This window comes from Roseibium porphyridii (assembly GCF_026191725.2).
Classification (GTDB): domain Bacteria; phylum Pseudomonadota; class Alphaproteobacteria; order Rhizobiales; family Stappiaceae; genus Roseibium; species Roseibium porphyridii.
Genome location: NZ_CP120863.1, coordinates 3,855,170 through 3,874,507, shown reverse-complemented (window position 1 = coordinate 3,874,507; position 19,338 = coordinate 3,855,170). Strand labels below are relative to the sequence as shown.

15 protein-coding genes are annotated in these 19,338 nt (G+C 54.5%); 6 read left to right on the top strand and 9 right to left on the bottom strand.

Annotated elements, in window-relative coordinates; genetic code table 11:
* Positions 1–5: 5 nt before the first annotated feature.
* The 4 genes from K1718_RS17885 to lptF all read right to left on the bottom strand — a co-directional run bounded on the left by K1718_RS17885 (position 6) and on the right by lptF (position 5,805).
* Positions 6–926 (bottom strand): SurA N-terminal domain-containing protein, encoded by a 921-nt coding sequence (locus tag K1718_RS17885; RefSeq protein WP_265681336.1) that lies wholly within the window; start codon positions 924–926, stop codon positions 6–8.
* A gap of 220 nt (positions 927–1,146) precedes the next feature.
* Positions 1,147–3,522 carry an LPS-assembly protein LptD gene (locus tag K1718_RS17880; RefSeq protein WP_265681337.1) on the bottom strand — a complete coding sequence of 792 codons (2,376 nt, stop codon included), beginning with the start codon at positions 3,520–3,522 and terminating at the stop codon, positions 1,147–1,149.
* A gap of 4 nt (positions 3,523–3,526) precedes the next feature.
* Entirely contained in the window at positions 3,527–4,621 is a 1,095-nt protein-coding gene (gene lptG / locus K1718_RS17875; RefSeq protein ID WP_152502245.1) for an LPS export ABC transporter permease LptG, read from the bottom strand.
* Positions 4,618–5,805: an LPS export ABC transporter permease LptF gene (lptF, locus tag K1718_RS17870; protein WP_265681338.1), complete on the bottom strand. Its 1,188-nt coding sequence runs from the start codon at positions 5,803–5,805 to the stop codon at positions 4,618–4,620. The genes lptG and lptF overlap by 4 nt, the downstream gene beginning before the upstream one ends.
* Positions 5,806–6,062: 257 nt before the next feature.
* On the opposite strand from lptF, the gene K1718_RS17865 reads away from it, so the two are divergent.
* Positions 6,063–7,562, top strand: a complete 1,500-nt coding sequence (locus K1718_RS17865; RefSeq protein WP_265681339.1) for a leucyl aminopeptidase — start codon at positions 6,063–6,065, stop codon at positions 7,560–7,562.
* A gap of 452 nt (positions 7,563–8,014) precedes the next feature.
* Entirely contained in the window at positions 8,015–8,467 is a 453-nt protein-coding gene (locus K1718_RS17860; RefSeq protein ID WP_152502242.1) for a DNA polymerase III subunit chi, read from the top strand.
* Positions 8,468–8,503: 36 nt separating this feature from the next.
* Here the strand turns inward: K1718_RS17860 and K1718_RS17855 are convergent, their stop codons facing one another.
* From K1718_RS17855 to K1718_RS17845, 3 genes are all read right to left on the bottom strand, one after another.
* Positions 8,504–9,202, bottom strand: a complete 699-nt coding sequence (locus K1718_RS17855) for an HAD family hydrolase (RefSeq protein WP_265681340.1) — start codon at positions 9,200–9,202, stop codon at positions 8,504–8,506.
* Positions 9,202–11,088, bottom strand: a complete 1,887-nt coding sequence (locus tag K1718_RS17850) for an ABC-F family ATP-binding cassette domain-containing protein (RefSeq protein WP_265681341.1) — start codon at positions 11,086–11,088, stop codon at positions 9,202–9,204. The genes K1718_RS17855 and K1718_RS17850 overlap by 1 nt, the downstream gene beginning before the upstream one ends.
* A gap of 110 nt (positions 11,089–11,198) precedes the next feature.
* Positions 11,199–12,281: an alpha/beta hydrolase family protein gene (locus K1718_RS17845; RefSeq protein ID WP_265681342.1), complete on the bottom strand. Its 1,083-nt coding sequence runs from the start codon at positions 12,279–12,281 to the stop codon at positions 11,199–11,201.
* 338 nt (positions 12,282–12,619) lie between these two features.
* Here K1718_RS17845 and K1718_RS17840 point away from each other — a divergent pair, with 338 nt between their 5' ends.
* Positions 12,620–13,669, top strand: coding sequence for a helix-turn-helix domain-containing protein (locus K1718_RS17840; RefSeq protein ID WP_265682536.1), 1,050 nt, complete (start codon positions 12,620–12,622; stop codon positions 13,667–13,669).
* On the opposite strand, the gene K1718_RS17835 is transcribed toward K1718_RS17840, so the two are convergent.
* Positions 13,630–14,538, bottom strand: coding sequence for a DUF4344 domain-containing metallopeptidase (locus K1718_RS17835; protein WP_265681343.1), 909 nt, complete (start codon positions 14,536–14,538; stop codon positions 13,630–13,632). The two genes, K1718_RS17840 and K1718_RS17835, sit on opposite strands and share 40 nt — an antisense overlap.
* A gap of 237 nt (positions 14,539–14,775) precedes the next feature.
* Between K1718_RS17835 and ndk the strand changes: the two genes are divergently transcribed.
* The 3 genes from ndk (at position 14,776) to K1718_RS17820 (ending at position 18,700) form a co-directional block, all read left to right on the top strand.
* On the top strand, positions 14,776–15,198 hold the full coding sequence (ndk, locus tag K1718_RS17830) for a nucleoside-diphosphate kinase (RefSeq protein WP_152502235.1): 423 nt from the start codon (positions 14,776–14,778) through the stop codon (positions 15,196–15,198).
* Positions 15,199–15,373: 175 nt separating this feature from the next.
* Positions 15,374–16,498, top strand: a complete 1,125-nt coding sequence (locus K1718_RS17825) for a YHYH protein (protein ID WP_265681344.1) — start codon at positions 15,374–15,376, stop codon at positions 16,496–16,498.
* Between the two features lie 102 nt (positions 16,499–16,600).
* Positions 16,601–18,700, top strand: a complete 2,100-nt coding sequence (locus K1718_RS17820) for a molybdopterin-containing oxidoreductase family protein (protein WP_265681345.1) — start codon at positions 16,601–16,603, stop codon at positions 18,698–18,700.
* 84 nt (positions 18,701–18,784) lie between these two features.
* Here K1718_RS17820 and K1718_RS17815 read toward each other — a convergent pair whose 3' ends face one another.
* A complete protein-coding gene (locus tag K1718_RS17815; RefSeq protein ID WP_265681346.1) occupies positions 18,785–19,192 on the bottom strand; it encodes a DUF983 domain-containing protein in 408 nt (135 codons plus the stop codon).
* Positions 19,193–19,338: the final 146 nt, after the last annotated feature.

Genomic DNA, 19,338 nt, shown 5'->3' with positions numbered 1-19,338 from the left:
TCAGATCAACGATAAATGATTGTCGCGCGGCGGCGGACTTCAAGCAGATACCGACGGGACTGACGTTGGCTTTCTTCGCTGCGGATTTCGTTTTCGAGTTTGGTTCTGACCGCAATGTCGGAAGCTATTTCTCGTTTTCCGCAGACCGCAATCATTTCGTAGCCAACGGGTGAGTTCGACGGTTTCGTCAATTTACCCGGTTTCAGAGCCGAGATTTCATCCTTGAGACCTTCCGGCAATTCTGTTTCCAACCTGCGGCCAATGGGTTGCACAACGACTTCGCTGTATTTCCCGAGCAGGGCGCCGGCATTGTCGCAGCCGTCGAAGGAGGCGCGGATCTGATAGCTTTCGCGTTTGCGTTTGGATTTAAATCCACCGGAAGAGCTCTTCGGAACGACAACGATGACGCGCTTGAGATCATATTCGACAGACGTCCTGCGCTCTTCCTCATCGGTTTTCTGGAGTGCTGCGATAATGTCGGATTCATCGACCTCAACACGTCCACTGAATTTACGCCGCAACAGCTGATTCCAGGCCAACTGTGCCTTCAGGCGTTTTTTCAGTGTGTCGGGTTGAACACCACCCTGACGCAGGGCCGAAGACAGCTTTGATGGTGTCATTTTGACACCGCGAGCGATGTTGTTGAATGCACCGTCGACTTCGCTTTGCGAGACTTCGATGCCGACACGATCTGCTTCAGCCAGCTTGACTTGATCGTCTACGAGCTCTTCAGCGGCCTGACGCTTAGCGACAGAAGCCGATTTCCGCTGTGTGAGCGTAATCAGGCGCGCACGCTGCGTAATGTCGTAGTCGGTAATCGGAACGTCGTTGACGATTACCTTGATAGCTGCATGTGCTGGCATCGCCAACGGCGTTGCCAGGATCAGACCTAGACTGAGGAAAATTGGGGCAAGACGAAGTCGCATTGATGAACCATCCGTGCTGGCCTTTGGCCAAACCGAAGTTTTAAGCATTTCGACGATTTCAACAAACCGCCTATCGCTTTGTTTTCTAGTGTCATGATGTTTCGCACATCATGACTTTAATTTCAAAATTTCAGCAAATGTGGTCAAAATTCGTGGCGGTAAGATGACCCAACGCATTTGTGATGGTCAAAACTCAACCGTTTCTAGCGTGAAACGTGTATCAGTTAAGAGCACCGCTTGATACTTGTGTATTGCCGATGGTTCTCAACCCAATCCGGAAATAAAGTGTTCTGTTCACTTCATCGCCATCATTCCGGCTTCGGTCTTCTGCGTAGGAAACCGAGAAGGAGAACCCTTCATCGTCATAGCCAATGCCGAATCCGTCCTGAACGATATTGCTGTTCTGAAGATCATAGCGCACGGAGCCGAAAACGCGCCAGTTTTCCTCAAGGCGCAAGCTGGCCGAACCAAGTAATTCTTCTCGAGGATCGTCGATACCGATGTCGGGTTGCGCATTCAGGAACGCATAGGCCAGAGACGAAACGACGGGACCATAGATCGCGCTTGCCTGAGCCTGCATGCGGTTGATGGTCAGGTCTTCCTTGTCGAGCCGAGCCTGGGCACCGACCTTCACGCCATAGCGTGTATCGATATAAAGACTGCCGACATAGTCGGACAGGTCTGTCTCAAGGCCGGAATCCTGCGTAGCGCCAAGGATGTCAGGTGTCGCGTAAGAGTTTTCGCCGGCAATGTGATAGGACCGGCCGAAGAGACCGCTGACGTAGTAGCCGCTATCAAGCTGCAGTTTGTAATTCAGGCCAACATTCACGCGCGTACCACCTTCAGCACGGTCGAAGCCAGAGAATTTATCGTAGTCGAACAGAGTCGTGGTGTCGAAGACGATGCTTTGAGCATCATCGTTCGGCAATTCTCCGATCCGCTGTTCATTCGGGCGCGCGACGATTTGGGCAACCGGCTCAAGTATCTGATTGCCGCCGTTAAAGGTTGCGACAAATGGATATCGGTATTCCATGCCGACCGCAGGCATGGCACGACCGACAAAACTCTCGCCGCTCAACGCCGTCACATCTGAATCAGGCGAAGCAAGGAAGAACAGGTCGCCGCGCATATAGGCAAATGGCGTAAAGGTCTGCCCGAGGGGGTCGATAAACGTCTTGCGCCAGTTTCCTTTTAAGGACAGACGCGAGAAGGTTCCGTCAACGCCGCGGAACTTGGGCGTTGTGCCACCGTCCACCGAGAACGCATCGGTTTCATCGCGTGTTAGCGACGTGAAGTTCGCCGTAAGCGCCAGTTCGCCGGCAAGGATTGGATCGGCGAATACATAATCATAATCGATCACCGGAAGAACCAGCGGTTGCTTGTCCTGAAGTGAACTGCCGACAGGAGAGAAGCCGTTCGCATTGAACTGACTGTCGGTATAGTCCTCCTGGGAGATTTGGTAGGCATAGCCCCTGACGGTCAGCGCATTGCTGTCTGTTCTGCCTTCCAGATAGATCTCCGACGTGTCGCCGTTTCCGCTAAAGCTTGTGAAGGAATAATCCTGGAAGAACTGGCGATCGCTTTTGTAGGTCAGGTTCCAACCAAGGGTCCAGTCTTTCGCAAGACTGAAAGAACCCTTTGAGTTGATCGCACCACGCCAGCGCTCGTCTGCGCGAGACGTGGTGAAGTTGTTCGGCTGCGCCTGATAAAGTCCAGCACCCGACACACTGATTTGGCCCGATGAAAACCGATAGCGTGCTTCAACGTCACCAAAGACACCCTGTTTGGTCAAAGGGGTCAAAATGGTGGTGACGTCATAATTCGGGGCGAGGGCCCAGTAATAGGGAATCGTAACGCCGTAGCCGAGCTTGTCGTTGATGACACCTTCCGGCATCAGGAAGCCCGATTTTCTCTTGACCGTCGGATCCGGCATTGACAGGTAGGGCAGATATGCAATCGGTTGGCCATACACTTCAAAGGCTGCGTTCTCGAACCGGATCACCTTTTCCTGCTGGTTGTGGATGATCTTTTCAGCTCTCACGCGCCACAGAGGTGGCTTGTTCGGCGGGTTGGTTGGTTTCGTATAAACCGTATAGAGGCCGTTATCGATCGTTGTGACGTTGCTGCCTTCGCGCCGCGCCTGTTCGGCAATGAAACGCGTGCGCTTGGTCGTGTCGATCTGCAGCGCTCTGGCAAAGCCCTCTGAGAAATCTTCCGACAACACCATTTCTTCAGTGCGAACAACTGTACCGTTCGCTTCGATGAAAATAACATTGCCTGCCGCGCGCAGTTGCTGACTTTTGCGGTCGAACACAATCTGCTGTGCCTGAACGGTGTTGCCGTCGTAATAAACCTGAACGTTTCCTGTCGCGACGATCAGGTCACGGTCGAAGTCGTAGGTGATCTCACTGGATTCAAGCAGAAGATCTGCATCCGGATTCACATCGTCGGCAAGCCCGGACACGAGATCCTGCGCCTTGGCAGTATCAGTTATCGGAAAAGAGACAGCAACGGTTATGGCGACTGCGCTTACCGCCGCCAGCAGGTTGCCCTTCTTGGACCAAATCTCTGTGTTCAGGAATGCTGCAAAAGACATCGCTTTAGCCATCTTCCTGATGCAAGAGAATAGTCAACCCCATAAGTACTCCAAATATTCCAGGCGCCCACGCAGCAAGAAGGGGCGGGACGATTCCCGCACCTCCAAAGTCTTTCGCAAGCTCGGTTAGAACGTAAAGCACGAACCCGGACAGGATTCCACCCAGAATCATACTTCCCAATCCACCAAACCGCGAAACTTTAAGGGAAACTGCGGCTGCAATCAGAATCATAGCGACAAGAAGAAGCGGGCGGGCAAGAAGAGTCTGGTACTGCAAATTGTACCGATAGGCCGGTAATCCTGCATTTCTTGCCAATTCGATGAAGCGCGGCAAATTCCAGAACGAAATTGATTCGGGCGAGCCGATGCTTTCGCGAACTTCGGTGGCAGTCAGGAAGGTGCTGACTTCGTAACGTCCATAAGTCTGCGGATCCTGCTCGGTGGTGTAAACGATCGCGTCGCTCAAATACCAAATTTCATCACCAAGACGGGCTTCATCGGCCTCAATCCGTTCTCTGAATGTGCCGTCTTTGTCAAAAGTGAAAATCGTGACACCTACGAGCAAAGTCCCGCCTTCAAGAAGCTTTTTGGCCAGAAGCACTGATTCCCCGTCAAGCCCGTCCTGGCGGACCCAGACGTCTGAAGACGTTTGCAATAGAAAGTTTTGTTCGGACCCAAAGAGGCCCGTGGCGACTTCATCGGACTTTTGCTGAAACCAGACGGCCGCCGGATTGTAGACCGTGATGGAAAGAATGCCGAGCACGATACCAACGACGATTGCAGGCATGGAAAACTGCCAGACACTGATACCCGAAGCGCGGGCAACAACCAGTTCAAGTGCACGGCTCAAAGTCACGAAGGCAGCAATCGCACCGAACAGCACAGTGAAGGGGATAACTTGTTCCAGCAGAAGCGGCACTCGCAAAAGCGAAATCAGCGCAACCCGCAGGACGGAAAAACCTTCCCGGTCACCGCCGCGCCGGACCAGTTCCAAAACGTCAAACAGGAAGATCAGAACTGCTGCAAACAGGAAAAGTCCGAGAATGGCCTTCAGGAATCTGCCTGAAAAATAGAGCGAAAGAGTGTGGCCCAGGATCATGCTGCGCCTCCCGTCCGCCGGCCATTGAGGCGGTCACTAAGGCCATCGATCAGATCCTGGATCTTCAGCTGCAGATTGGTGAGCCATTTCGGCTCTGCCGAAGTCTGTTCCCTGAAGATCGATATCAAGGCAAGAGCAGCCCCGGTGATCGGCACGACATAGAGCAGCGCCAGAACTGCGGAAGAAGCACCGGCAATGGCCGTGACACCGAAGCCTGTCGTTCTGAGCAGCACACAGGAGCAGATTGCACCGAGCACAGCCGCACCGCGCCCTTGCCGGGTTGTGCGTGCCTTGCCGAGGAACGCAAACACAATGAGACCGAATGCGATGCAATAGAGCGGCTGGCTGAAACGTTCGTGCAGCTCCTGGGCCAGCTTGTCGGGGTTTTTGAGGGCATAAGCGTCGTTTCGGCCAGGCACCATCAGGTTGGCCGTTGTGCGCTCGCTTGCCTTGAACACCGGCTCACCGGCTTCAGGAATAAGATTGGAAAGGTCGAACGCATAGGACTGAAAGCGCACGATAGATATGTCACCGTCCTGTTTCGGACGCCGCTGAATAGTGCCGTTCTGCATCACCAGAAGCGTTCGCTCGGACGCTTCAACGATCTGACCCGTTTCAGCCTGGTAGGTGAAGGCAGTTTCTTCATCGCGCGTGTCGTGCAGCAGAAGGCCATCCAGGGTGCCGTTGCCCGAACGGTTTCGTATGTGAAATGTGAGCCCGTTTTCGACGGTGATGAAACGGCCCGGTTTGACGATGTTGGCAACTAGGTCGGCACGAACGCGGGTAATTTCCGTTCTGAGTTGGGCCAGGCCCAAGGGTGCGACGTAGAGCGCCATCGTGCCCGTCAGCGCCAAAACAACGACGGAAAAAATCATGACGGGCTTGAGCACAAGAAACCGCGAGCCGCCGCTTGCGTCGATCACGATCAGTTCGCTGTCGCCGGAAAGCGCGTTGAGAACAAGGATCAGCGCGATCATGAGTGCAAAGGGAGCAACGATCACGATCAGGAAGGGCAGGGCCAGCATGGTGATGCCGATAAACTGCACGATGGTCTGGCCTTTGGACGTGACGAGATCGAGCTGGCGCAGTGCCTGCGTTGCCCAGACAACACCTGTCATGGCCGCAATGGTCAGGGTGAAAGCATAGACCGTCCGGCGGATAATGTACCGTTCAAGCGTCTTCATAGCTGCCGGAGCTTGTCCCTTGTAAAATTGACGATCTTTCAGCCCACGTCCGAATAACACGAAATGTGGTGAACGGCCCATGAAGAAGAATGGTAAATATACATTAATTTTTGCAGCACTTGCCGAAAAGCTGTTGAAACCCCATGATTTGGAGAGAATTTAGCAATCCAGGGGATAGGGTGCCTTCAGTCGATGGCAACTCCAGATATGCCTCCTTATCAATCCGCAGCAAAACAAATAATTTACAGGACCGTCGCATGAGAAAACTTGCAAAAATCACCTTTACAAAAGCAGCCGCCCCAAAGGGTGGAGTGGCCGTTGTCCTTGCCGGCGAAGATCTGAGCTTTGGACAGATCGCCTGTGAACTCCTGTCCGGTCTTGAGGGAGGCTTTGCTCGTGTCGCGGAGATAGCCGGCTTTGAAGGCAAGAAAAAAACCACATTGGATCTTGTCGCGCCTGCCGGCCTTGCCGTTGATCGACTGATCGTCCTCGGTATCGGCAAACCTGACGACCTGACCCGGGATGATTGGCGTGCGTTTGGAGGTACGGTTCTGGCGAGCCTTCGAACTGCAAAAGCGAGCGCTGCAACTGTGCTTTTGGACGCACCTGAGGGCAGTGACCTTACGGCGGACCTGGAAGCTGAATTTGCCATGGGTGCAAAGCTGCGTGACTATGCGTTCGATGTCTATAAGACCGCTAAAAAAGACGGCGAAAAGGCAAAGGACCTGAAACTCGCGCTGTCAGTTGCTGATCAGAAGGCCGCCAAAAAAGCTTGGGGATCGGCCGAAGCAATCGCTGATGGTGTGATCCTCGCCCGCAATCTCGTCAATGAACCTGCCAATGTGCTTGGTCCGGTTGAATTCGCCAAGAAGGCCCAGGAGCTTGAAAAGCTCGGAGTTGAAGTTGAAGTCCTTGGCGAAAAAGAAATGAAAAAGCTGAAGATGGGCGCTCTTCTTGGTGTGGCTCAAGGCTCTGTCCGGCCCCCGCAACTGGCCGTAATGCGCTGGAACGGCGGCAAGAAGGGGACTGCACCGGTTGCTTTGATCGGCAAGGGTGTTGTTTTCGACACTGGCGGCATCTCGATCAAACCGGCAGGCGGCATGGAAGACATGAAGGGCGACATGGGTGGCGCTGCTGCTGTCGTTGGCGCTATGCATGCCGTCGCGGGCCGGAAAGCCAAAGCCAATGTGATCGGTGTTATCGGTCTTGTTGAAAACATGCCAGATGGCAACGCTCAGCGGCCGGGAGACATTGTTACAGCCATGTCCGGTACCACGATCGAGGTCTTGAACACGGACGCCGAAGGACGTCTGGTGTTGGCCGATGCGCTCTGGTACACACAGGAAAAATACAAGCCTTCGATCATGATCGACCTCGCGACATTGACAGGCGCTGTTCTGGTCGCACTTGGCAATCTGAATGCGGGACTTTTTTCCAACAGCGATGAACTTGCAGACAATCTTCTGGCGGCTGGCAAGGCCAGCGGTGAGCCGCTCTGGCGGCTGCCGCTTTCCAAAGGCTATGACAAGATGATCGATACGCCTAACGCCGACGTAAAAAACATTGGCGGCCGCTGGGCTGGCTCCATTACCGCCGCACAGTTTTTACAGCGCTTTGCCAATGATGTGCCATGGGCGCACCTGGATATTGCCGGCACGGCGTTCGGGGCTCCCAAGGACGAAATCTGTCAGAGCTGGGCCTCAGGCTACGGTGTCCGGCTTTTGAACCAGTTGGTAGCCGATCACTACGAAAACTGAGCGCACTGTCCAGAAAAAGAAAAACCCGCCAATCGGCGGGTTTTTTTAATTCCTGGCGTTTGCTTTAGCAGGTCTTGTAAGCTTGGCAGGCCGTAGCCGGTTCAACCAAAAGCCCCATTCCAACTGTGGCACCTGCGACTACTGCTACCAACGCAAAAAACACAACTACTCGTGCAAGCATTCACCAAACCCCTATGTGAGCTGGTTCGGGAAAACCGTTCACCAGCCAAATCAAAAATGATCATTGGATCGTCCCCGGGGACGAACCCTAGTCAATCGACATTTGCGAAGGGTTAATGATACGAGTCTTGTGGCCTGTCTATGTCGGTTTTGTTGTTCTGGCAATTTGAAGGCGATGCTGTTGCAAGGCTGCATCACTCCTGCGACGGCAATACCCTGGGTCGCTGGAATATGAGCCGCACAATCAATGTGGCGTAGCAGTGGAATGCCCTATGAGCGTTGAAGTTGTCTTTTATCACCTGTTGCACAAGCCGCTTGAAGTGGCCTTGCCGCAGTTGCTTTTAAAATGCCTGGAGAGAGACTGGAAAGTTGTGGTGCAAACCGGAAGCGATGAGCGCTGCAATGCACTTGACGCTCATCTGTGGACGTTCGCAGACGACAGCTTTCTGCCACATGGTACGAAGGCTGATGGGTATGCTGAACATCAGCCGATCTTCCTGACTTCAGGACCGGACAATCCAAATGAAGCAGATGTTCGCTTCCTGGTCGATAGAGCGGAACCACCTCCACTGGCTGCTTATAAACGTGCAATCTACATGTTTGACGGCAATGACGGCGATGCAGTTCAGGAAGCTCGAAACCGGTGGAAGGAAGCCAAGGCGGAGGGTTTTGAAATTGCCTATTGGCAGCAAACCCCAGCCGGGGGCTGGGAGCGCAAGGCTTAGGGAAGTGTTTCCGCATCTGGCGCGGTAACTTGCAGTTTATGCAATTCTGGCCAGGAGCAAAGGTACCTTGCCGATGTGATCGAGCCGATGGTAGCGATCGTTTCCAAGAGGTGCTTCCGCTTCCTCCAGAGCCCAGGTGATCTGGTAAGGCACATGGACCCCGTAGGAGCCTGCTTCCAATGCAGGAACAACGTCCGACTTTAAAGAGTTGCCGATCATCATGGCATTTTCAGAACCAGACCCGTGTCGGGCAAAGAGCGTTCGGTAGGTCGCCGCCGACTTCTCCGATACAATTTCGACGGCATCGAAAAAGACATCCAGGCCCGACGCTGTGACTTTGCGCTCCTGATCGAACAGGTCGCCCTTGGTGATCAGCACCAGCCGATATTGACCTTTCAGAGCCTTCAAAGTTTCTTCGACATGAGGCAAGGGATCCACAGGGTGTTTCAACATATCCCTGCCGGCTTCAAGGATTTCAGAAATCACGTCGGCATGGACCCGTCCGTCGGTGACTTCGATCGCTGTTTCAATCATGGACAACGTGAAGCCTTTCACGCCGTAGCCGTAATGCAACACATTGCGTCGTTCGGCAGCCAGCAATCGGTCGGAGAGGTGGGTCTTTTCCGTGAACTCGGCAAGCAGCGCAGCGAAACGGTCTTGCGTCAAACGAAACACACGTTCGTTGTGCCAAAGCGTGTCGTCGGCATCAAAGCCGAGCGTGGTGATGCCGGCCATCAGCTTGCTTCCTCGTATTCTGCGGAAAGTTCCAACCAGTCTTCTTCGGTCTTGACCAGCTTCTTTTCGCAGTAGGCTCGCTCCTTGGCGAATTTGGCAGCACGCTCAGGCTCTTTGGTAAAAAATGCGGGATCGGCAAGGGCCTCGTCCAGCTTGCCAATCTTGTCCTGCAGCCGTGCCATCTCCTTTTCAGCAGCATCGATTTTCTGCTTCAGCGGTTTCAGCTGGCTGCGTTTTTGAGCAGCCTCTCGGCGTTTGTCCTGTGCGGACGCTTTTTCGGCTTCTGAGGCAATTGCCCTGTCCCTGGCTTTTTGCGCTGCTTCCGGGCCCTGTAGAATGAGGCGGCGGTAATCATCCATATCGCCGTCATAGGGTTCGACCTTGCCACCTGCGACAAGCCAAAGCCGGTCGGCGCAAGCTTCTATCAGGTGCCGGTCGTGACTGATCAGCACCACCGCACCTTCGAAGTCATTCAATGCCATCACCAGGGCTTCACGGCTGTCGATGTCCAGGTGGTTGGTCGGTTCGTCGAGGATAAGCAGGTGAGGACCGTCGAACGTTGCCAACCCGAGCAGCAGGCGAGCCTTTTCACCGCCTGAAAGGTCTTTTGCAGGCGTGTCCATTCGATCGGTCGGCAACCCGAACCTGGCCACTCGTGCCCGTACTTTAGCTTCAGGAGCGTCCGGCATGAGCGTGCGCACGTGTGCGACGGCGTTCTCCGCTGGTTTCAATTCATCCAGCTGGTGCTGAGCAAAAAAGGCAATCTTCAGTTTTGAAGCCTTGGTCACGTCACCGGCCATCGCAGCCAAGCGTCCTGAAATCAGTTTCGCAAAAGTAGACTTGCCGTTGCCGTTGGCTCCAAGAAGCGCAATCCTGTCGTCCGTGTCGATATTCAACGTCAGTTGCCGGAGGATTTTGGTTTCACCATAGCCCGTCGCAACATCCTCAAGTTTAAGGATTGGAGGGGCCAATTGGTTTTCCGGGTCAGGAAATTGGATCGGTCTGCTGCTTTCTTCCGTCAGGGCGGCGATCGGTTGCATCTTTTCAAGCATTTTCAGCCGCGATTGAGCCTGCCGTGCCTTGCTTGCCTTGTAGCGGAACCGATCCACAAACGCCTGCATGTGCTTTCGTTGCGCATCCTGTTTTTCCTTTGCCTTTTCGGCAAGAATCATGGCTTCGCGTCGCTGGCGGTCAAAACTGTCGTAGCCACCTGAATAAAAGGTCAGCTTGCCGCGATCCAAATGCACGATACTGTCGACTGAATTGTTGAGAAGGTCCCGGTCATGGGAGATCAGGAGAACCTGATGCGGATACCTGGAGACATAGTTTTCGAGCCACAAGGTGCCTTCCAGATCCAGGTAGTTGGTCGGTTCATCGAGCAGCAACAAATCCGGTTCAGAAAATAGAACGGCAGCAAGGGCAACGCGCATGCGCCAACCGCCGGAAAAGGATGAACACGGCCTCAGCTGCGCTTCCGCATTGAAGCCAAGACCGGACAGGATAGCGCCAGCGCGCGCTTCCGCGGTGTGTGCACCAATATCAGCGAGCCTGGTGTGAATTTCCGCGATCTTGTCAGGTGACGTTTCGCTCTCGGCATCTTCAAGCAATTTTGTGCGTTCTGTGTCGGCCGCGAGCACGACGTCCATCAGAGTATCTTCGGTTCCGGGCGCTTCCTGTGCCACCTGGCCGATCCGGGCCCGCTTGGGAACCTTCACATGGCCTGTCTCGGTGGAAAGGTCTCCGGTAATGATCTTGAAGAGCGTTGACTTGCCCGCACCATTGCGCCCGACGAGGCCGGTCTTGGCCTTGCCGGGCAGGGTTACGCTGGCCTTGTCGATCAGGAGACGGTCCCCGATCCGGTAAGTAAGATCAGAAATTAGCAACATGGGCCGGATGTTTGGCGAACCTGTGTCCCGGATGCAAGGAGAAAGCGAGCCTTTTTAGCAACGAATATCCGCCTGTGGCCGAGATGCACATGACAAGGCCAGCCAGCCGATCATTGTTCCAGGAAATTGACAATTTCCCGGACAATGCGTCGATGCTGCTTTTCCCGCTCGGCACCGCCTTTGATACATACCATTTCATCGCCGGGCTCATGTTCTTTCAATATGTCAAACCCCGACGGTTTACAGACGCCCATGAAGTCGAAGTGACCGGCATCCTTCAATTCGACATGACGATGGAGGTTCTTCGGTAGTGCCGACGAAAGGGCGCGCGACTCGATGGTTTGATCGAGCATGTCCGCTCTTCCGGAACCAAGGACAAGAACCGGCTTATCGATGGCCGCGAGGCTGTCGCGAGAAAGGACAGGTGTTCCTCCAAGGTCCAGGCTGATGAACTTGGCAACACGTTCGTCCTTGCGCCGCGTTTCCATTTCCTGCTGATCTCTTTGTGTCTCTGCAATGGACCAACCCTTGAGGACGCTGCAGGCAACGGGTGTGGCGTCATCCGCACAGACCGAACGGTATTGGGCGGTATCGAACTGGGCGCCGGCGAGTAGCATTGTCGTGAAACCGCCGAGCGAGTGGCCAGCCGCATAGATGCGATCGGCGTCGATGCGTGACTTGAAAGGGCTGGTTCCAATCAGATAGCTGATCAGGCGGCTCAGGTCGACGGGACGCTCCCAGAGCTCTCTGGCCTGATCAGCGTCACGTTTGAATGTACTGGTTCCAGGATGATTGACCATGGCGACGATGTAGCCTCGCCGCGCCATATCCGACGCCAGCCAGGCTTGATTGAATGTGTTGCCGTACATTCCATGAGAAATGACGAGCAGAGGGAAGGGACCTTCCGCAGGCGCACCTTCCGGATCGGCATTCGCCATTTTCCAGACTTTGCTCTTGTCAGACCGCTGAAAAATGTTGGGGGTTCGTGTCGGATACCATAGATCGCCCCCGAGCTGTCGATCATCTCGATTGTCCTGAACCTCCAATTTGGTGACGCCGGGTCCAAATGGCAGTTGGGATGCCGTTTCGGATCGGCTTAGGGTGGTGGTCACCGCCAAGAGTGCGGCCGCTGCAAAGGATGCCGAAAGAAGGCTCGTGACTGTCTTCCGTGGGGCGGGTCTATTCTGGAACATTTGGGGTCCGCTGGTTGATTGCAATAGCAGTCAGTTGGCGCTGCTCCCTGCGTGTTGACAATCGGTCAGGGGTACTTGTGCTGTCCTTGATCGCGATAAAGGACAGGATTGACGCCGTGAACTGCTGTCTAGAGCACATGCATCGAATGATGGGCTGTTTGTCCGGTGGGCATCTTTTGGTGCTCAGGCAGTCTGAGCTTCACCGATAGCCAGCGACAAGCGTGCAAAAAACGCTGTCGGTGGAAGGACAAGTTCGGCCTTACGCGACACGACTTGCCGAATGAACTGCTTTCCGGCATCAAACACCCAAAGTTTATTGAAAGCGCTCCTGGGTGCCTATGATTAGCATTCCCATCTCGTTTTTACTCGCCAGTGTCTTTCTCGGTCTGGGCGTCCTGACTTTTTCCTGGAGAGTTTTTCCAACGCTCACCAGGTGCCTTTTCCTTGCGCTTTTTTGCGTGATGTCCCTGGAGGCGGTGCTGGTCGGCTTGCGGTTTGCGTTTGCAAACTACACTTTCCTGCCGCTACAGCGTGTTCTCCCGGTTTGGATTGCGCCACTCGTATTCTTGTCGTTTGCCTCGCTGGCAGTCTCCCAAGCAACACTTGGTAAATGGCTACTGGTCAATGGCGTGATTTCGGCTGGCTTGTCCGTTGCCTTGTTTTTGCCGGTTCCCTTTGTTGGCTATATCGACGCGGTGATCGCGCTGAGCTTCACTGTCTATGCGGTGGCTTTAATACGTTTGTGGAGTCAGGGAAGGGATGTCTTTACCCAATCTCCGATAGAACTTGGCGCGTTGCTGTCAAAACTCCTCTTGGCCGCAATCGCAGTGATGATCGCAACGCTGATTATCGATGGTCTGGTCGCGATCCTTTTTGCCCAAAACAGGCCGGATGCAGCAGCCATTGCAATTTCGTTTGCCAGTCTTTTCTTCCTGATTGCGTCGGTCGCACTGATTGCAGTTGGCGCAAAGTGGAAACCTGGACGATCAAGGTCAGACGACCCTTATGTTGCAGATGAGGCAAAAAGCCGTGCGCTCGTTGACGAAGCTCGCGGCCTGCTCAAGGGCCGCGGATTTGCAAAGGATCCACAGTTGTCTCTGACACGCCTCGCCAGGCGATTGGGAGTTCCTGAACGGGATCTGTCCCAAGCAGTCAATCGCACGCTTGGCATGAATGTAAGTCAGTTCGTCAACAGTATCAGGCTGGAGGAAGCTGCCGACCGGCTGAAGGTATCAGATGAGCCTGTGTCTTCCATACTGGAAGAGGTCGGTTTTCTGACACGCTCCAATTTCTATCGCGAATTTCAAAACCAATACGGTGAAGCACCAGGAACATTTCGAAAAAAGGCTCAGTCCGAGCTGTCGAGGTCAGCCCGATCTTCTTCATAGGCAAGATCGGCGAGATATACGGCCGCAAATCCCGCGACCAACTCATGACAAAGAATGACTTCCCGGCTCCCAGGATCCCAGAAGGCGTTTTCCTCTTCACAGATGGCAGCCCGAAACGTTACGTTTTCCGGGAGTTCATAAAGACTATCGAGTTCCTTGGCGACCCTTTCCATCAACTCGGTTTCCTTCAGAAAAAGCGCAAAAGGCTTTAACTCATCAGGAGCCTTTTCATGAACGACCGAGATTTTGCCACCGGGCCCAGCATTTTCATCGCGCCAAAACGGTTCTGTCGAATATTCCCAGGAATCGGCAACTTGCTCATATTCGTCGACGCAGGTTTCAATGCGGTCTTCGGGCATACCAAGATCGTCGGCGAGTTCCAGAAACGTTTCTTCATCCGCCCCAACCATGAGGCAAAGCATCTGGTAGCCGCGCTGAACATTGAGATCATGTTCATCGTAGAAAACCATGCTCTCAACATCTTGCTCGGCGATCATGAACCACCCAACCATCGCACTGATCAGCAGAATGTCGGTGTCTTCGGTATCGTCCGCCAGCATGGAGACCGTGGCCAGATTGTCGACCGCGTTTTCTTCCTGTGCAAGAACGGGCAGCTCGAGTTCGGAAACGAGCATGTGTCCGCCCTCGTGATACAGCGTATGAAGGACATTGCCCGCTACGAAGACGAACAGTTCTTCCCGATCCTCGGGGGAAAGGGCGGCGATTTCCTGTTCAAGGGAGCTGGCGGCCACATCGCTGACGTTCCGGAGTGTCGGCGCGTCTCCCAGGAACGTGCTGAAACCGAAGGCAGCAATGGCAGTGCTCAAAAGGGACGGTAGTGCAGCGGCCGCTGATGCGATGAATGACATTGGAGAATAGCCTTTGCCGGGTCCCTGGACAGCCGTTGAGTTCTTTGAACTGGGCAGAGTAAGCTTGAACAAAGTCCTTTTCCAGCGTCTTTCGCGCTGCGGCAAGTGTTTGACTTGGAAATGTCATACACCCGCCCCCTTGCGGGCGAGGCAGCGCCCCGTTATTAAGGCCGCGAAATTCAGATATTCGGGACCTGGCATTTTGCCGGTCTGCAATTGAACAAGAAAGACGACACAATGGCGATTGAACGCACGTTTTCCATGATCAAACCGGACGCCACCAAGCGCAACCTGACCGGTGCCATCACCGCCAAGCTGGAAGAAGCCGGCCTGCGCGTGGTTGCTTCCCGTCGCGTATGGATGTCCTTGCGCGAAGCTGAAGCCTTCTACGCCGTCCACAAAGAGCGCCCCTTCTTTGGTGAACTCACCGAATTCATGTCGTCCGGCCCGACCGTTGTTCAGGTACTTGAAGGTGAAGGCGCGATTGCGAAGAACCGTGAAGTCATGGGCGCAACCAACCCAGCTGAAGCAGCCGAAGGCACCATCCGCAAGGAATTTGCGCTTTCCATCGGCGAAAACTCCGTACACGGTTCTGACGCACCTGAAACAGCTGCTGAGGAAATTGCCTACTGGTTCTCCGGCACTGAAATTGTTGGCTGAAAAGAGCAATAAATCTCGTTGAGATCTGAAAGGGCCGGCTCATTGCGCCGGCCCTTTTTACGTCTGCCAAGTGTATTATGATACATCCCGTTACACATTCATACGAAGTGAAGACAGCGTCCAAAGCACGAATGACTCATAGTTGTCCTGTCTGGGCGACAACTTGGAGACAAACATGCGACTATGTCTTGCGTTGGCCGGTGTGCTGATAACCGTGCCGGCAACCGCCCATGACAGCACCACGCCACTTCACGGTGAAGAAGCAGTTGAACACACCCACATTGGCGATGAGATCTGGGACCTGCTGTTACCTGAAGCCGAAGCGCACGCGGATATCACTATCGACGGTACCTATCGGCGCATTCGCGCAAACGGTTACCCCGACAAGGCTCCTGGCCAGTTTCCCAATCGCAACAACCCGCATTCGATTTCAAAAAAGAATTACAATCTGAAAATTCCTCTCAAACCGCACCGGACCGGAAAGGCAACATTTGCTCAGGGAGCAGTTTTCGGCATTGCAATCAACGGTGTCGTGATGGATCCGGGCACTGCAGAATTTTGGCAAAACGATCGGAGTTCAGGATGGAACTATGAAGCGCTGGGCGGCGCGTGCAAGCTTGGCCTGGATCGTTACAATGCGCATGTTCAACCCAACGGCACCTACCACTACCACGGCATACCGACTGGTGTTCTGGCCGCCAATGGCGGTGATGCTGTTCCGGCAATGATCGGCTACGCTGCCGATGGTTTTCCGATCTATGGGCCATTCGGATATTCCGATCCCGGGGAGGAGACTGCCGTCCGTAGATTGAAGTCCAGTTTTCGTATCAAAAACGGGACGAGACCAGACGGCCCGGGCGGACGTTACAATGGAAAATTCACGCAGGACTGGGCATTTGTATCAGGTTCAGGTGATCTGGATCGGTGCAACGGAAGATTTGCGATAACGCCGGAACACCCGCAAGGCATCTACCATTATGTTCTCACGGACGCGTTTCCATTCATTCCGCGCTGCTGGATGGGAACACCGGATGGCAGTTTCTTGCGCCTGAAGGGACGGCGCGGTGACCTTGAGACGCAAGGGGTGGAGCCGACGGTCGATTTTGCAGCGATGACTGACAACTTTGACACGGCTCTGACGCTCATCCAGGCTCAGGGGGGACATCCACCCCGATTGCGCCGTGGCGGACGAACGCCGCCTCCCGGGCTGGGTCCGCGGGAGGGCCGGGGACCGCGACAGGGCGGAGTGCCACCACCCGGTGGACGGCCAGGTGGCAGAGGGCCCTGCAGCGGCAGCTGATCAGACAGGTTCAATTCCCGGAAGAGGCGCTTGACGGCGCCTCTTTTTGTTTTTCATAAGGCTAGTTCGCCTTTGCGAAACCTGCGCGCCAAATAGGTCCATATGAACCAGCAACCACCCAAAAGCACCTACTCTGTGTGTCCGCACGATTGTCCGTCGACATGTGCGCTGGACGTTCATTTTGATCCGCATGGAGATGTTCGGCGGCTGAACGGAGCCAGGGACAACGCTTATACTGCGGGTGTTATCTGCGCAAAGGTCGCCCGATATGCGGAACGCCTTTATCATCCCGACCGCCTGACCAAACCCTTGCTGCGCGACGGCAAAAAAGGGGAAGGCCGTTTCAGGGAAGTGTCTTGGGACGAAGCCCTTGATCTCACTGCCGAAAGGTTTCTAAAAGCGGAAGCTGAGTTCGGAGCGCAAAGCGTCTGGCCGTATCATTATGCGGGCACCATGGGCCTGGTTCAGCGAGACAGCATTCATCGTCTTCGGCACGCGAAAGGGTATTCGCGCCAGTTCGACACGTTCTGCACCAATATGGCCTGGACAGGATATATTGCCGGAACCGGGCGTCTCGCCGGACCGGATCCACGCGAAATGGCATCGTCAGACCAGGTTGTCATCTGGGGAACGAACCCGGTCGCAACACAGGTCAACGTGATGACCCATGCCGTAGCTGCCCGAAAGAAACGCGGTGCGCGCATCATTGTTGTGGATGTCTATGAGACGGAAACGATGAAGCAGGCAGACCTGGGTTTGATCTTGAAACCTGGAACAGACGCAGCATTGGCTTGCGCTATCATGCACGTGCTCTTTCGCGATGGCCTGGCAGATCGGGCATATCTGGAAAAATACACCGACTGTCCGGGCGAGCTGGAAACACATCTGAAAGACAGATCTCCGGAATGGGCTTCGGGCATTACAGGTCTCAAAACAGCGCAGATCGAAGAAGTTGCCCAGCTGATCGGACAGGTGAAAAGAACCTATTTCCGCCTTGGTTACGGCTTTACCCGCTCTCGGAACGGTGTTGTCGGAATGCATGCGGCTTGCTCGATTGCATCGGTTACAGGGGCCTGGCAGTTGGAAGGTGGCGGCGCCTTTCACAACAACGGCGCGATTTATCAACTCAACAAGGAAATGATCGAAGCCGGATCATTGAAGGACCCTTCGGTTCGCGTGCTCGACCAAAGCCTGATCGGTCGCATCCTGACGGGTGATAAAGAGGCGCTGCAAGGTGGGCCACCCGTCAAGGCATTGCTTGTTCAAAACACCAACCCGGTGTCGGTTGCACCTGAACAGGAACTGGTGAAACAAGGCTTCGCACGCGAAGATCTGTTTACCGTCGTGCACGAGCAGTTTTTGACCGAGACGGCGCAGATGGCGGATATCGTCCTGCCGGCCACCCAGTTCCTGGAACATGACGACATCTATAAAGGTGGTGGTCATCAGTATCTCATGTTTGGTCCAAAGGCGGTCGATCCGCCCTTGGGGCCAAAAGAAAACCTCTTTGTTATCAGTGAGATCGCAAAGCGCGTTGACTCAAAACCTCACGCCGGATTCGATATGAGCGCGCGCGATCATATTGACTGGATGCTGCAGCATTCAGGCTATGGCACCCTGGATGAACTGGAAGCTGGAAAGTGGCGGGACCTGCAGCCGGATTTTGAAACCGCGCACTATTTGAACGGGTTCGCATATGCAGACGGTAAGTTCCGGTTCAAACCCGATTGGGGCCGGTTTGCAGCACCTAACAAACCGGACGGGAACACGGTTTTCGGACCGGTGGCGGAGATGCCTGAACTGCCGGATCAATGGGACATCATCGAGCGAGCTGATGAGGAACATCCATTACGGCTTGTGACCGCTCCGGCGAGGTCCTTCCTGAACTCGACATTCAACGAAACCGACAGTTCACGCAAAAAAGAAGGGCGGCCCGAAGTCTGGCTAAGACCGGACGACGCAGCAAGGCTCGGGATCGAGGATGGTGCCAAGGTGAAGATGGGCAATGGCAGAGGTGCTGTCACGCTTCACGTTCGCCTGAAGGACAGCATTGCACCCGGCACGGTTGTCTCGGAGGGGCTTTGGCCCAACGATGCCTTTGAAGACGGCAGAGGCATTAACACGCTGACCAGTGCAGACCCGGTTGCCCCCTATGGCGGCGCAGCCTTTCACGACACAGCGGTCTGGGTGAAAAGAGTTTAAAGAGAAAAGCGGCGCATCGGTCTTGCGATGGCGCCGCCCTCTTGCAAAAAGCCAAACCCAAGTCAGGTTTGGGGCTCCCGGTAATCAGGTCTGGCTTTCTGAACTTGTGGTTTCCGACGTGACGAGCTTGCCTTCTTCAGCCTTGTAAAAATATTGGCTGGCAACCAGCCATCCCTTAAGTGGCCGCAATATGGGAATGCAGGTTAGAAGGATTAGAGGCAGAGTTGTCACAAGATGGACCCAATAGGGGGCGGTAAAGGCGATTTCCAGCCAGATGGCAAAGGCAACAGCCGGAACGCAGCCAAAGCAGATGACAAAGAATGCCGGGCCGTCGGCCGGGTCGGCAAAGCTGTAGTCAAGGCCACAATGGGTACAGCCGCTTTTCAGCTTCAAGAAACCGTCGAAAATGCTGCCTTCACCACATCGTGGACATCTGCCCTTGATGCCGGTCTGGATCGGAGGAAGTTTCGGCCAACTCTCTGACGTGCTCATCGGGTGCTCTTTCTGCAGGCGCATCCTTGTGCGTATCTGCCCTGCCACTAAAACCAGTCACTTTGCAAATTTGACTGCAAGTGAATGCAGTCAAAGATATGCCAATTTCACACGATTGCAAGATGTTTGCCTGCGACGGATTGCCA

Coding starts and splice junctions, on each gene's coding strand:
- K1718_RS17885 (WP_265681336.1), bottom strand. CDS start 926: ATGCGACTTCGTCTTGCCCCAATTTTCCTCAGTCTAGGTCTGATCCTG.
- K1718_RS17880 (WP_265681337.1), bottom strand. CDS start 3,522: ATGTCTTTTGCAGCATTCCTGAACACAGAGATTTGGTCCAAGAAGGGC.
- lptG (WP_152502245.1), bottom strand. CDS start 4,621: ATGATCCTGGGCCACACTCTTTCGCTCTATTTTTCAGGCAGATTCCTG.
- lptF (WP_265681338.1), bottom strand. CDS start 5,805: ATGAAGACGCTTGAACGGTACATTATCCGCCGGACGGTCTATGCTTTC.
- K1718_RS17865 (WP_265681339.1), top strand. CDS start 6,063: ATGAGAAAACTTGCAAAAATCACCTTTACAAAAGCAGCCGCCCCAAAG.
- K1718_RS17860 (WP_152502242.1), top strand. CDS start 8,015: ATGAGCGTTGAAGTTGTCTTTTATCACCTGTTGCACAAGCCGCTTGAA.
- K1718_RS17855 (WP_265681340.1), bottom strand. CDS start 9,202: ATGGCCGGCATCACCACGCTCGGCTTTGATGCCGACGACACGCTTTGG.
- K1718_RS17850 (WP_265681341.1), bottom strand. CDS start 11,088: ATGTTGCTAATTTCTGATCTTACTTACCGGATCGGGGACCGTCTCCTG.
- K1718_RS17845 (WP_265681342.1), bottom strand. CDS start 12,281: ATGTTCCAGAATAGACCCGCCCCACGGAAGACAGTCACGAGCCTTCTT.
- K1718_RS17840 (WP_265682536.1), top strand. CDS start 12,620: ATGATTAGCATTCCCATCTCGTTTTTACTCGCCAGTGTCTTTCTCGGT.
- K1718_RS17835 (WP_265681343.1), bottom strand. CDS start 14,538: ATGTCATTCATCGCATCAGCGGCCGCTGCACTACCGTCCCTTTTGAGC.
- ndk (WP_152502235.1), top strand. CDS start 14,776: ATGGCGATTGAACGCACGTTTTCCATGATCAAACCGGACGCCACCAAG.
- K1718_RS17825 (WP_265681344.1), top strand. CDS start 15,374: ATGCGACTATGTCTTGCGTTGGCCGGTGTGCTGATAACCGTGCCGGCA.
- K1718_RS17820 (WP_265681345.1), top strand. CDS start 16,601: ATGAACCAGCAACCACCCAAAAGCACCTACTCTGTGTGTCCGCACGAT.
- K1718_RS17815 (WP_265681346.1), bottom strand. CDS start 19,192: ATGAGCACGTCAGAGAGTTGGCCGAAACTTCCTCCGATCCAGACCGGC.